This is a genomic window from Pseudomonas sp. S06B 330, assembly GCF_002845275.2.
GTDB lineage: Bacteria > Pseudomonadota > Gammaproteobacteria > Pseudomonadales > Pseudomonadaceae > Aquipseudomonas.
Genome location: NZ_CP088149.1, coordinates 4094938 through 4109262 on the forward strand (window position 1 = coordinate 4094938; position 14325 = coordinate 4109262).

At 60.5% G+C, this 14325-nt stretch carries 8 protein-coding genes and 1 other RNA gene; 3 read left to right on the forward strand and 6 right to left on the reverse strand.

What is annotated here, in order from left to right:
* The first annotated feature begins 96 nt into the window (after nucleotides 1-96).
* A complete protein-coding gene (locus CX511_RS18205; protein WP_101293401.1) occupies nucleotides 97-885 on the forward strand; it encodes a substrate-binding periplasmic protein in 789 nt (262 codons plus the stop codon).
* A gap of 53 nt (nucleotides 886-938) precedes the next feature.
* Here the strand turns inward: CX511_RS18205 and ffs are convergent.
* The 6 genes from ffs to CX511_RS18235 form a co-directional block, all read right to left on the reverse strand.
* Nucleotides 939-1035: signal recognition particle sRNA small type (ffs, locus tag CX511_RS18210), an RNA gene on the reverse strand.
* A gap of 121 nt (nucleotides 1036-1156) precedes the next feature.
* A complete protein-coding gene (locus tag CX511_RS18215; protein ID WP_101293402.1) occupies nucleotides 1157-2323 on the reverse strand; it encodes a zinc-binding metallopeptidase family protein in 1167 nt (388 codons plus the stop codon).
* Between the two features lie 60 nt (nucleotides 2324-2383).
* Nucleotides 2384-4738 (reverse strand): NAD-dependent DNA ligase LigA, encoded by a 2355-nt coding sequence (ligA, locus tag CX511_RS18220; RefSeq protein ID WP_101293403.1) that lies wholly within the window; start codon nucleotides 4736-4738, stop codon nucleotides 2384-2386.
* Between the two features lie 153 nt (nucleotides 4739-4891).
* Nucleotides 4892-5776, reverse strand: coding sequence for a cell division protein ZipA (gene zipA, locus CX511_RS18225; RefSeq protein WP_045188894.1), 885 nt, complete (start codon nucleotides 5774-5776; stop codon nucleotides 4892-4894).
* A 204-nt stretch (nucleotides 5777-5980) separates the two neighbouring features.
* Complete coding sequence (gene smc / locus CX511_RS18230; protein ID WP_045188897.1) at nucleotides 5981-9469, reverse strand: chromosome segregation protein SMC; 3489 nt, start codon at nucleotides 9467-9469, stop codon at nucleotides 5981-5983.
* A gap of 2 nt (nucleotides 9470-9471) precedes the next feature.
* Entirely contained in the window at nucleotides 9472-10131 is a 660-nt protein-coding gene (locus CX511_RS18235; protein ID WP_045188899.1) for a GntR family transcriptional regulator, read from the reverse strand.
* 272 nt (nucleotides 10132-10403) lie between these two features.
* Between CX511_RS18235 and xdhA the strand changes: the two genes are divergently transcribed.
* Nucleotides 10404-11858 carry a xanthine dehydrogenase small subunit gene (xdhA, locus tag CX511_RS18240; protein WP_101293404.1) on the forward strand — a complete coding sequence of 485 codons (1455 nt, stop codon included), beginning with the start codon at nucleotides 10404-10406 and terminating at the stop codon, nucleotides 11856-11858.
* Complete coding sequence (xdhB, locus tag CX511_RS18245; RefSeq protein ID WP_101293405.1) at nucleotides 11851-14247, forward strand: xanthine dehydrogenase molybdopterin binding subunit; 2397 nt, start codon at nucleotides 11851-11853, stop codon at nucleotides 14245-14247. The genes xdhA and xdhB overlap by 8 nt, the downstream gene beginning before the upstream one ends.
* Nucleotides 14248-14325: the final 78 nt, after the last annotated feature.

A 14325-nucleotide genomic window follows, 5' to 3' on the forward strand; every position in this document is an offset into this window, starting at 1 on the left:
CTAATCCTAGCGGAGCAGGCCTGAAATTGCATCCGCTATGCAGTCCATCGCCCAGCTTTGTTCGCCAGATTGCTGATACCACGCAGGGAGAAGTTGATGCGCTGGGTTTTAAGCTTGTTGATGCTGTACATCGGCTACCTGCCGGCGCATGAGCCAGCGCCTTTGCGTTTTGCCATTGCCGACAGCTGGACCATGCCGCTGATACGCCTGGAAAACAACCGGCCGGTTGAAGGCATCATGTTCGACCTGATGAACAGCCTGGCGGCCAGCGTCCAGCGTCGCCCTGCATACCACGTGCTGCCGCGCCTGCGCCTGCAACCGGCGATGGAGCGCGGCATCGTCGACGTGCGTTGCTTCGTCATGCCGTCCTGGACCGGAGGACTGTCAGGTGATTACAGCTGGAGCGTGCCGCTGTTCCAGCAGCGAGACATGCTGGTTACCCTGGATCGACAGGCCTCACCGATCAAGATCGCGGACCTTCCCCACCAGGTCATTGGCACCGTGCTTGGCTTCCACTATCCGACGTTACAAGCGCAATTCGATAACGGCCACTTCATCCGCGATGACGCTCGAAGCCAACTTCAAGTGCTGCAAAAGCTGCAGGCTGGGCGCTATCGTTACGCGGTCAGCAGTCAGATGAGTCTGGATTGGTTCAATCGCTCGCTACCCCAAGCCCAACAGTTGAAGCCTGTGGCACCGCTGGAGGAACAGGCGTTGAGCTGTTACGTGCGAAATGATCCTGAGGTCCCTACGCAGCATATTCTTCGTAGTTTGTTGAAAATGAAGATGTCAGGAGAGGTTGAGCAGATGATCAAGCGCCATACGGCAGCACCTGATAGCCGGACACAAGCAGAGGCTACAGTACGTCCACTGAGCAATGATTAGAAAACAAGAGAGCTAAAAAAGGAACAAGCGCATGGCTTAGAGATAGGTGGCAACCCCACCAGCCACACCCCGGCACTCAATGTCACCGCTGCGGCTGCTCCCTTCCAGGCCTGACCGGGTTCACGGTTGATCGATGCGGAGGGACCGATGGGGTCACCATAACGCTGCTCATCTGGCGACGAGCCGCGCCATTGTACCGGCATCAAGTGAAGTTACAACCACTAATGCAAAAAAAACCATCACCACTCAATGACTTGGCTCTGCTCCGACACTAAAGGGCACCCTCCTCGCCCAGTGCTGACGGCGCCTGCTGGGTAATGCACAAGTGGATGAAGTGCAGCTTGGCCACCACCGGTTTGCTCAGCACGAAGGGGTAGAAATCCACCTGACCCATGCTGCGCGACAGTTCATTAAGCATCGCCGACAACTCGACCCAGGCATTGAGGAACACCAAGAAGCGCTCACCCTGAGGGTCGTCAGGACGGTACAGGTCTTCACGCTGGAACGGTGGATAGTCAAGGTCCAGGCTGCTGGCATTCATGCCCAGGGCCAAGGCGGTGTCCAGGGCGTCGGTCATGTGCAGGTAATGCGCCCAGGTTTCCGCCCAGTCTTCCCAAGGGTGCATGGTCGCGTAGGCGCTGACATGGGCCTGTGCCCAATCACTCGGCGCACCCTGTTGATAATGGCGCTCCAGCGCCATGGCGTAACTCTGGCGTTCATCGCCGAACAGCGCTCGAAACGCGTCCAGCCAATCGCTATCGGCGACCAGGCGATCCCAGTAGTAGTGCCCGACCTCATGACGCAAATGGCCAAGCAAGGTGCGATAAGGCTCGTGCAATTGCACCCGCACGTGCTCACGCCAATCATCGTCAGCCTCGCGCACATCCAGGGTGATCAAGCCATTGGCATGGCCGGTGGTAGGCGCTTTGCCTTCCAGGTCGACACCGATGAAGTCAAAGGCCAGACCTTGGGGGCAGTGGTCGCTTTTCGGTTCAACGGCAAGCCCCAGGTGCAGCAGTTGCGCCGTCAAACGGCGCTTGGCGGTTTCCAGCTTGCGCCAGCGCGGGTGGTTCTCAGCAAGCGAAAGATCAGGGATGGTCCGATTCAGACGACAGGCCAGACACAGGCTGTGAGGCTCGTCAGCGGCCAGCAGCCAGTTGCAGGCCGCCGGCGTATCAAGATTGGCGCAACGCCGCAGCAACCCAGCTGCAGGCTCGCCATCGAGCGACCACAGCCCCTCACCCGATCCTGCCGACAGGCTGGCCACCCGGTTGCCCTGAGGCCAATAACCCAATGCCGCATGGCAAGCCAGACACTGGCTGTTGCGAAAGAACACCGACTGCCCGCACTGACATTGCCAGACCCGGCCCGGTCGTTGCTCGCGACTGACAAAGGACGCCGCGATCCTGGCGCCCAGCTGTTCGAAAAAGCGGTACATGATGATCCCTCCTGGCTGCTGCCAAGACTAGACCATCACTACCGCCGCGAGCGGCCGCCCTTAGAGGCTGATACCCTGCTCAGCCAGAAAGCTCACGAAGGCATCCTCGTCCAGCACCTTGAGCCCCAGCTCGTTGGCCTTGGCCAACTTCGAGCCGGCGCCAGGCCCTGCGACCACGCAGTGGGTTTTGGCTGACACCGAGCCTGCCACTTTGGCGCCAAGACTTTCCAGTTTGTCCTTGGCGACATCGCGACTCATGCGCTCCAGCGACCCGGTCAAGACCCAGGTCTGACCGGCCAGCGGCAAGCCGGCGGCAACTTTCTTTTCACAGCTCCAGTGCATGCCGAACTCACGCAACTGCGCCTCGATCGCCAGGGCCAGCGCCGCATTGGCCGGTTCCTGGAAATAGCTGCGCACGGCATCGGCCTGCTTGGCCGCCAGCGCCTGGCGCAAGTCGATGCCGTCGGCGGCGATGATCTTTTCCAGGCTGTCGAGCTTGGCCACCAGTTTCTCGGCACCGGTGGGGCCCACCGAAGGAATATCCAGTTTGGCGATCAGCCCGGCCAGGGTGGTACTGGCCGCGAACTCAGCGCCCAGTTCGCCCTCGTCCTGCAACTGCAGCCCACGCTCAAGCAACTGGGCAATGACCGTACGGTTGTGCTCGTCTTCAAAGAAGCTATGGATCTCGTGCGCCACTTCCAGGCCAATATCCGGCAAGTAGGTCAGGACCTGCGGCAACGCCGCCATGACCCGTTGCAATGAGCCCAGGGAGCGCGCCAGAACCTTGGCCGTCTCTTCACCCACATCCGGGATACCCAGGGCATAGATGAAGCGTGCAAGGCTTGGCTGCTTGCTGGCGGCAATGGCTGCCAGCAGGTTCTTACTCGACAACTCGGCAAAGCCTTCCAGCTCGACAACCTGTTCGAAGGTCAACTGATAGAGATCAGCCGGGGAACGAATCAAGCCTTCATCGACCAACTGCTCGACGCTTTTTTCGCCCAGCCCTTCGATGTCCATGGCACGCCGCGAGACATAGTGAATGATCGCCTGCTTGAGTTGCGCGGCACAAGCCAAACGCCCAACGCAACGATACACTGCGCCTTCGCTGACAGTTTCCTTGCCCTTGCTGCGCTTGATCAACTGAGTACGCTCAACCTGCGAGCCACACACCGGACATTGAGTAGGAATGTGCACCGGCCGGGCATCGTCAGGACGCCGTTCTGTGACAACCTGCATCACCTGCGGAATGACGTCGCCCGCCCGGCGAATGATGACCGTATCGCCAATCATCAACCCCAGACGCGCCACTTCATCCATGTTGTGCAAGGTCGCATTGGACACGGTAACGCCAGCCACCTTCACTGGCTTGAGCCGCGCCACCGGGGTGACCGCGCCGGTACGTCCGACCTGGAACTCCACATCGAGCACTTCGGTCAGCTCCTCCATGGCCGGAAACTTGTGGGCAATCGCCCAGCGCGGCTCACGGGCACGGAAGCCGAGCTCGCGCTGCGAGGCCAGGCTGTTGACCTTGAACACCACGCCATCGATCTCATACGGCAGGTCGTTGCGGCGCGCGCCGATATCGCGGTAGTACTCCAGACACTCTGCTACGCCGGCGGCATGACGCAGCTCACGACTGATCGGCAGACCCCAGGCCTTGAGTTGCTCGAGGGTGCCAATATGAGTGTCAGCCAGCGGCGCCGATACCTGCCCCAGGCCATAGCAGCAAAACTCCAGTGGGCGGCTGGCGGTGATTTTCGAATCCAACTGACGCAGGCTGCCCGCCGCAGCGTTGCGCGGGTTGGCGAAGGTTTTGCCGCCCACCTCGATCTGCGCCTGGTTCAAGCGCTCGAAACCGGCCTTGGACATGTAAACCTCGCCGCGCACTTCGAGCACAGCTGGCCAACCCTCGCCTTGCAGCTTGAGGGGAATGTTGCGCACGGTGCGCACGTTGACACTGATATCTTCACCGGTTGTGCCGTCACCACGGGTGGCGCCCTGTACCAGCTGGCCATCGCGATACAGCAGACTGACGGCCAGGCCATCGAGCTTGGGCTCACAACTGTAATCCACCGCTGCCGCCCCACCGAACAGATCACCCGCGGGTAGGTCCAGGCCTTCGACCACCCGCCGGTCGAACTCGCGCAGGTCATTTTCTTCGAAGGCGTTACCCAGGCTCAACATCGGCACTTCATGACGCACCTGGCTGAAGGCCGACAAGGCGCTGCCACCGACACGCTGGGTTGGCGAATCTGTCGTGACCAGTTCAGGGTGCTCAGCCTCCAGGGCGTTGAGTTCATTGAACAGGCGGTCGTATTCGGCGTCCGGAACGCTGGGCTCATCAAGCACGTAGTAGCGATAGTTGTGCTGGTCGAGTTCGGCACGCAGTTCGAGGATTCGGGATTCGGCGGTCATCGTTCAATTCTCTTGCAAAGCAAAAGAGCAGCCTGGGCTGCTCTTTGGGGCATGTCTTTACTATCAGCAGTGTTTCCATCGCCGGTAAGGCCGACTCCCACAGGAGAGTGTTGCACACCATCATGGTGGGAGCTGGCCTTGCCGGCGATGCCTTTAGCGTTTCTGAGTCAGCGCACGGCGCTCGAACTCGACGATACGCTGACGATAGTGCTCAATCGTCTGCGCGGTCATTACGCTGCGCTGGTCATCCTTGAGCTCACCGTTGAGCTCATGGGCAAGTTTGCGCGCGGCAGCGACCATGACGTCGAAAGCCTGCTTGGGATGACGCGGACCCGGCAGGCCGAGAAAGAAACTCACTGCCCGGGTGCTGAAGTGGTCGATATCGTCCAGGTCAAACACACCAGGTTTGACCGCGTTGGCCATCGAGAACAGCACTTCGCCGTTACCGGCCATGCTTTCGTGACGGTGGAAGATATCCATTTCACCGAAACGCAGACCGCTTTCAAGGATGTTTTGCAGCAGGGCCGGACCCTTGAAGCCGCCTTCGTCACGGGAAATCACGCTGATCACCAGCACCTCTTCAACAGGCGGCAGGTCGCGGACTTCGCTGGCGCCAAAGGCAGGGCCATTGCTGCGGGTTTCGTCCGGGTAATCGTCGTCAACACTGGCAAACAGGTCCGGCTCACGCTCACGGGGCTCGGCCGCCAGGTTCAGGTCGCCCTGCTGCGGCTCGCTGCCACGCTTGCGCTTGGCGTTTTTAGACTTGCTGTTGCTGTTGTTGCTGTCACGCTCGCGCCCAGCACTCATGGACGGCAGGTCGTGCTCGTCCAGCTCAGGTTCTTTGTGGGTGTCCAATACCCGTGGCTGGCCAATCAATTCGGCACTGTTATCGTCTTCCGGGGCATTGGAGAAGCTGCGATCCAGACGGAATTTGAGCTTGCCCTTACCGCCGCGCATACGACGCCAGCCGTCAAAAAGAATACCGGCAATGACAATGATGCCGATGACGATCAGCCACTCGCGCAGACCGATTTCCATGTAATCCTGTGCCTCTGTAAAAAATGCTGAAAAATAAAGGGTTTAAACCCCTTTAAAACGTGGCGCCAACTCTATGTTCTGACAGGCGTTTTTACCCACGCAAAAAATAAGTGACATTAAGCTAGCACGACCAAAGATAACTTTACACCGTCTGTCGCAACTGACAGGGCCATTTACCACAGGTTCACGCTTTATAACCGCTCATCAGGCGTCGACCATGGCCATCGCCTCCTCGACATCCACAGCCACAAGACGCGAACAACCCGGTTCGTGCATGGTGACCCCCATCAACTGGTCGGCCATCTCCATGGCGATCTTGTTGTGGGTGATATAGATGAACTGCACCGTCTGACTCATCTCCTTGACCAGTCGGGCGTAGCGTCCGACGTTGGCATCGTCCAATGGCGCATCGACTTCATCGAGCATGCAGAACGGTGCCGGATTCAATTTGAAAATGGCAAATACCAGGGCCAGGGCAGTCAGCGCTTTCTCCCCGCCCGAGAGCAGGTGGATGGTGCTGTTCTTCTTGCCCGGTGGCCGCGCCATGATCGTTACCCCTGTATCGAGTAAATCTTCGCCCGTCAGTTCCAAGTAAGCGCTGCCGCCACCGAAAACTTTTGGGAAAAGTGCCTGTAATCCGGCATTTATCTGATCAAAGGTATCTTTGAAGCGGGTACGGGTTTCTTTGTCGATCTTGCGAATGACATTTTCCAGGGTGTCCAGGGCTTCGACCAGATCGGCATCCTGGGCATCCAGGTAGCGCTTGCGCTCTGACTGTTGCTGGTATTCGTCGATCGCCGCCAGGTTGATCGCACCCAGGCGCTGAATGCGGGCATCGATGCGCTCGAGTTCCTGCTCGGCCTCGGCCTCGCTGGCGCTCTCGGCCAAGGTGGCCAACACCCCCTGCAAATCATAGCCATCTGCCTGCAGCTGCTCCTGGAGCGTCTTGCGCCGCACGCTCAGGCCTTGCCAATCCAGACGCTGCTGCTCTAACTGGCCACGCAACAACTGAGCTTGCTGCTCGGCCTGGGTTCGACGTTTTTCCGCGTCACGCAACTCGCGGTCAGCCTCATCCATGTGCAAGCGCGCCTGACGCATTTCGTCGTCGACGCTCATGCGTTTTTCCAGCAGTTCTTCAAGCTTGAGGCGCAATTCTTCCAGCGGCGCTTCGCCCTCCTCCAGGTTCAGCGTGAGCTGCTCACGCTTTTCTGTCAGGCGCTCAGCCTGCTGCTCCAGGCGCTCCAGCGCCTGGCGGGTTGAGTCGTGCTGGGCGCGCAGCGAGCCCAGGCGCACCGCCAGCTGATGGCCATGATCCTTGTGCTGACGAGCTTCCTGACGCACTCGATCGAGGCGCTCGCGCAGGCTGTCGCGCTGGGCCAGGAGCAGCTCGCGCTGCTCGGTGTCCTGAGCCATCAGCTCCAGAGCATCCTGCAATTGCAGGCGCGACTCGCCGAGGTTTTCACTCTCAACCGCGCGTTGCTCCTGCAGTTCGAGCAGCTCTTCTTCCAGGCGCTGGCGGCGCAAGCTCAGCTGTTCAGCGCGAGCCTTGCCAGCCGACAAGCGCGCATTGAGTTCACTCTGCTGCCGGGCTTCGTCCTGAGCCCGGCGACGCACATACTCACGGCGCTCTTCCAGTTCTTGTTGCTGTTCACGCTGCTCCTGAAGCTGTGCGTCGAGCAGCTCAAGCACCGCTTCCTGCTCCTGGCGCTCAAGGCCCAGGCGCTCCAGTTCCTGACCACGAGCCAGGACGCCACCTTCGGCATCACTGGCGCGATTGACCCGTAAAAAGTGCCGTCCAACCCAGTAGCCATCACGACTGACCAGGCTCTGACCATCACCCAAGCGGCTGCGCTGGGCCAATGCTTGCTCAAGGTTATCCACCGGCAGGACCTGGCCCAGCCAAGGCGCCAGGTCAACGCGCCCTTCAACCTTGTCGAGCAAACTGCCGGGCACTCGCGCACCATCGGCACTGGCATCAAGCAAGCGCAGATCGCCCTGACTGAACGTCGCCAGATCAAGGCCGCTGAAATCATCCACCAGCACTGCCTGCAAGTCGGCGCCGAGCACGGTTTCCACCGCCAGCTCCCAACCTGGCTCGACCCGCAGGCCCTCAGCCAGCCGCGGACGCTGCTCCAGGCCCTGCTCGCGCAACCACTGCGCGGTACCGGTGCCCGGTTCCAGCGCAGCCTGTTGCAAGGCTTCAAGCGACGCCAACCGCCCTCCGAGGCGCTGCACCTCACCCTGGGCCTGTTGTTGTGCCTGGACAGCCTGCTGCAGTTGTTCGCGCAACGCTTCCAGTTGCTCGACCATCTGGTGCTCTTGCAACTGCAGGTCTTCGAGCACCAGCTCGCTGCTGGCCACCTGCTCACTCAGTTCGAGAATCGCCGCGTCTTCCGGGTCGGCGCTAAGTTGGTCGCGCTCCTCGGCCAGTTTGCGCTGGCGCTCGGCCAAACGCTCAAGGGCCTGTTCGAGCTGCTGGATGCGGGCCTGCTGCACCTCTGCTTGTCGACGCGGCTCGGCGGAACGAGTGTTGAACGTGTCCCATTGCTCTTGCCAGCCGTGCATGGTGCCTTCGGCTTCTTCCAGGGTCGCCGCCGACTCTTCAGCGGCGGCCAGGGTCATTTCCTGCTCGGGCTCAAGCTGCTCGAGCTCTTCGCCCAAAGTGGCGAGCAAGGTGCGGTCATGCCCCAGGTGCGATTCGGTTTCCAGACGTGAACGTTCGGCCTCCTTGAAGTCATCCTGAAGCTGACGCAGACGCTGCTGGCCATGCTGGATGCTTTGTTCGACCCGGGCGATATCACCACCGACCGAATAAAAGCGCCCCTGCACCAGATTGAAGCGCTCGGACAGCTCGTGATGACCGTCACGCAGGCGCTCGATGCTGGCATCGGCATTCCGCTGCTCGGCCACCAGGGCCTCGAAGGCCACTTCCTGGTCACCGATCACCCCTTCACGCTGCGCGACTTGCTGGTCCAGGGCCTGCCAGCGCAAGGCCGCCAGTTGCGCCTTGAGCTGGCGCTCCTCGGCTTTGTATTCCTTGTACTTCTCGGCGGCCTGGGCCTGACGGTGCAAGCGCTCAAGCTGGCGCTCCAGCTCCTCGCGCAAGTCAGTCAGGCGTTCCAGGTTTTCATGGGTACGGCGGATGCGGTTCTCGGTCTCGCGCCGACGCTCCTTGTACTTGGAGATCCCCGCCGCTTCTTCGATGAAGTTGCGCAGGTCTTCCGGCTTGGCTTCGATCAGCTTGGAGATCATCCCCTGCTCAATGATCGAGTAGCTGCGCGGCCCGAGGCCAGTGCCCAGAAAAATGTCGGTGATGTCACGACGCCGGCATTTGGTGCCATTAAGGTAGTAGGTGTTCTGACCGTCGCGGGTGACCTTGCGGCGAATGGAAATTTCCGCGTACGCGGCGTACTCACCCACCAAAGTGCTGTCCGAGTTGTCGAATACCAGCTCGATACTGGCCTGACTCACCGGCTTGCGGCTGGTCGATCCGTTGAAGATGACGTCGGTCATCGACTCGCCACGCAGGTTCTTGGCCGAACTTTCGCCCATCACCCAGCGCACCGCATCGATGATGTTGGACTTGCCGCAGCCATTGGGCCCGACCACTGCCGCCATATTACTGGGGAAGTTGACCGTGGTCGGGTCGACGAACGACTTGAACCCGGCCAGACGAATGCACTTGAGGCGCATGCTCAGGCAGTCGCCAGCGCCGCCAGCACCAGCTCGCAGCTGCGCTGGCAGTAGTCGGCCAGCACGGCACGAATGCGCGGCTGATCACGTGCCACCACGGCCTCGAGCAAGCTGGCGAACAGCGCCAGGAAGTCGCTCATCTCGGCCTTGCGCTGATCCAGCGCCAGGTAATAGGCGCGGCTCATGGCCGGCTGCAGGTTTTCGACGGTTTCCTGCAGGTACGGATTGTTGGCGAACGGGTACGCGGCGCGCATTACCGCAAAACTCTCTTCGACGAAGGCCTTGATGTCCTGACGTTCGAGGGCGGCGGTCAGGCGCTGCTGGATTTTCAGGAAAGGCAGCAAGTCGCCATCATTGCGCCAGTTTTGCGCAACGGCATTGCCCAACAGGGTGTAAAGCTCGCCCATCAGGGTGCACAGGCTACGCACCCCATGCTCATCAAGCTCGGTGACATGGGCGCCACGGCGCGGCAGGATGGTCACCAGGTGGCGACGTTCAAGGATCAGCAAGGCTTCGCGCACCGAACCACGGCTGACGTTCAGCGCTTGGGTAACCTTCTGCTCCTGGATTCGCTCAGCAGGCTTGAGCTCGCCGCGGATAATCCGCTCGGCCAGGTAGTGGGCGATTTGCTCCGAGAGGCTGTCCGGCGCCTTGAACGTCATGGTTTTCCTTCAAAATCATTGAACTGTACAAAAGGCGCAATTGTAGCGCACTTGCCCCCACGCCGCGCAGGGGCCTGGGGGCAGAAGTTGGCATGATTAACGCAAAAGGTTATCCGCGCAGACAGCGAACTATGCTCTATAGAGAGACAGCTGCCGCAGTCAGGCAGCAGCACGGAAAATTTCCTGACTCAACGGTCAGAAAACTGTTGACCTGAAAATCAAGTCTGCTTACAGTCCGCTCAACAACAATAAACAGCCTGAGAGGCCTTCCCGTGATCCAGTTTCTACTCAACCAGGAGCTGCGCAGTGAGCATGCCCTGGACCCCAACTTGACCGTGCTCCAATACCTGCGCGAGCACCTGGGCAAATCCGGTACCAAGGAAGGCTGCGCCAGCGGCGATTGTGGCGCTTGTACAGTGGTGGTCGGCGAACTGAGCGAGGACGACGACGGCCGCGAACAACTCCGTTATCGCAGCCTCAACTCGTGCCTGACCTTTGTTTCGTCACTGCATGGCAAGCAATTGATCAGCGTCGAAGGGCTCAAGCATCAAGGCCAGTTGCACAGCGTGCAACAGGCCATGGCCGACTGTCATGGTTCGCAGTGCGGTTTTTGTACTCCAGGTTTTGTCATGTCGCTGTTTGCCCTGCAAAAAAACAGTGATGCACCGGATCTGCACAAGGCCCAGGAAGCCCTGGCCGGCAACCTTTGCCGCTGCACCGGCTATCGGCCGATCCTCGCCGCTGCCGAACAATCCTGCTGCCAGGCCAAGCCTGACCAATTCGATAGCAATCAGGCGCAGACCATCGCCCGCCTCAAAGCCATCGCCCCGAGTGAAACCGGTGAACTCAACAGCGGCGACAAGCGCTGCCTGGTACCTCTAACCGTGGCCGACCTTGCCGACCTGTACGGCTCGCACCCAGAAGCGCGCCTGCTCGCCGGCGGTACTGACCTGGCACTGGAAGTCACCCAGTTCCACAAAACCCTGCCTGTGATGATTTATGTCGGCAACGTCGCTGAACTCAAGCGCATCGACACGCAAGCAGAGCATCTGGAAATCGGTGCTGCTACACCGCTGACCGACTGCTATGACGCCTTGAGGCGTGAGTACCCAGACTTCGGCGAACTTCTGCACCGTTTCGCCTCCCTGCAGATCCGCAACCAGGGCACCTTGGGCGGCAACATCGGCAACGCCTCGCCAATCGGTGACTCCCCGCCCCTGCTGATTGCCCTGGATGCGCAGATTGTGCTGCGCAAGGGCGAAAGTACCCGCACCCTGGCGCTGGAAGACTACTTCATCGACTACCGGATCACCGCCCGCCAGGAAAGCGAGTTCATTGAGAAGATCATTGTGCCGCGCGCCCGCAGCGCCTGGACGTTCCGCGCCTACAAGGTTTCCAAACGCCTGGACGACGACATCTCCGCGGTCTGCGCGGCGTTCAACCTGCGCATTGAAAACGGTGTGGTCGAAGCTGCGCGTATCGCTTTCGGCGGCATGGCCGCCATCCCTAAACGCGCCCACGCCTGCGAGGCCACGCTGATTGGCAAAGCCTGGAACCAGGCCAGCATCGAACGCGCCTGCCTGGCCTTGGCTGAAGACTTCACCCCGCTGTCGGACTTCCGCGCCAGCAAGGAGTACCGCCTGCTCAGCGCACAGAACCTGCTGCGCAAATACTTCATCGAACTGCAAACGCCGCACATCGAGACTCGGGTGACCGCTTATGTCTAACCATCACGTCGCCAAAAGCCAGGCGGAAATGGCCGAGCTGTTCAGCCAGGACCTGACCACCGGTGTCGGTCGCAGCCTCAAGCACGATAGCGCCGACAAGCATGTAACCGGTGAAGCGGTGTACATCGACGATCGCCTGGAATTCCCCAATCAGCTGCACGTCTATGCGCGCCTGTCTGACCGGGCCCACGCTCGGATTCTGAGCATCGACACCAGCCCTTGCTACGCCTTCGAAGGCGTGCGTATCGCCATTACCCACGAAGATATTCCGGGCCTCAAGGACATCGGCCCACTGCTACCCGGCGACCCACTGCTGGCCATCGACAAGGTCGAATTTGTCGGCCAACCGGTGGTTGCCGTTGCGGCTCGTGACTTGGATACCGCACGCCGTGCAGCGATGGCTGCGATCATTGAATACGAAGACCTGGAGCCGGTGCTGGATGTCGTCGAAGCACTGCGCAAAAAGCACTTCGTCCTCGACAGCCACACCCACCAGCGCGGCGACTCGGCCGGCGCCCTGGCGAGCGCCCCGCACCGCCTGCAAGGCACCCTGCACATCGGTGGACAAGAGCACTTTTACCTGGAGACCCAGATCTCTTCGGTGATGCCTAGCGAAGACGGTGGAATGATCGTCTACTGCTCGACACAGAACCCGGCCGAGGTCCAGAAGCTGGTTGCCGAAGTGCTCGATGTATCGCTTAACAAAATCGTCGTCGACCTGCGCCGCATGGGGGGAGGTTTCGGTGGCAAGGAAACCCAGCCTGCCAGCCCTGCCTGTATGTGCGCAGTCATCGCCCACCTCACCGGCCAGCCGACCAAAATGCGCCTGCCACGGGTCGAAGACATGCTGATGACCGGTAAACGTCACCCCTTCTACATAGAGTATGACGTCGGCTTTGACGACACCGGCCGCCTGCACGGGATCAACTTCGACCTGGCCGGCAACTGCGGCTACTCCCCGGACTTGTCGGCGTCGATTGTCGACCGCGCCATGTTCCATTCCGACAACGCCTACTACCTGGGCGACGCCACCATCCATGGCCATCGTTGCAAGACCAATACCGCTTCAAATACTGCTTACCGCGGCTTTGGTGGGCCGCAAGGCATGGTCGCCATTGAAGAGGTGATGGATCATATCGCCCGTCACCTGGCCCTCGATCCGCTGGCCGTGCGCAAGGCCAACTACTACGGCAAGACTGATCGCAACGTCACCCACTACTACCAGACCGTCGAGCACAACATGCTCGAGGAAATCACCACCGAACTGGAAGCCAGCAGCGACTACCAGCAGCGCCGTGAATCGATCCGTTGCTTCAACGCCAACAGCCCGATCCTGAAAAAAGGCCTGGCGCTGACCCCGGTAAAATTCGGTATCTCGTTCACTGCCACCTTCCTCAACCAGGCCGGTGCTCTGGTACACATCTACACCGACGGCAGTATTCACCTGAACCACGGCGGCACCGAGATGGGCCAGGGCCTGAACACCAAGGTGGCGCAGGTGGTGGCGGAGGTGTTCCAGGTCGATTTTGAGCGCATCCAGATCACCGCGACTAATACCGACAAGGTACCCAATACCTCGCCCACCGCAGCCTCCAGCGGCGCCGACCTGAACGGCAAGGCCGCCCAGAACGCCGCCGAGATTCTCAAGAAGCGCCTGACCGAGTTCGCCGCACGCCAGTACAAGGTCAGCGAAGAAGACGTCGAATTCCGCAATGGCCACGTGCGCGTCCGCGATGAGATTCTCAGCTTTGAAGCCCTGGTGCAGCAGGCCTATTTTGCCCAGGTGTCGCTATCAAGCACCGGCTTCTACAAGACCCCGAAAATCTACTACGACCGCAGCCAGGCCCGTGGTCGCCCGTTCTACTATTTCGCCTTCGGCGCGGCGTGTGCCGAAGTGATCGTCGACACCTTGACCGGCGAGTACAAGATGCTGCGCACCGACATCCTCCACGACGTCGGCGCCTCGTTGAACCCGGCTATCGATATCGGCCAGGTCGAAGGTGGTTTCATCCAGGGCATGGGTTGGCTGACCACCGAAGAACTGGTGTGGAACGCCAAGGGCAAGCTGATGACCAACGGCCCGGCCAGCTACAAGATCCCGGCAGTGGCGGATATACCGGTGGATCTGCGGGTCAAACTGGTGGAGAACCGCAAGAACCCGGAAGACACCGTGTTCCACTCCAAAGCCGTGGGCGAGCCGCCGTTCATGCTGGGTATCGCCGCGTGGTGTGCGATCAAGGATGCCGTGGCTAGCCTCGCCGACTACCGCGTACATCCAAAGATCGACGCTCCGTCCACACCTGAGCGGGTCCTGTGGGGGTGCGAGCAGATGCGCAAGGTGGTGGCGGCTCAACAGCCCGCGGCCGAAGTTGAAACAGTGACACCGTGAGCACCTGATTGCCGGTAACGCCAGCTCCTTGTGGGAGCTGGTCTTGCCAGCGATGAGGCCAGCACAGGCACCTTGAGG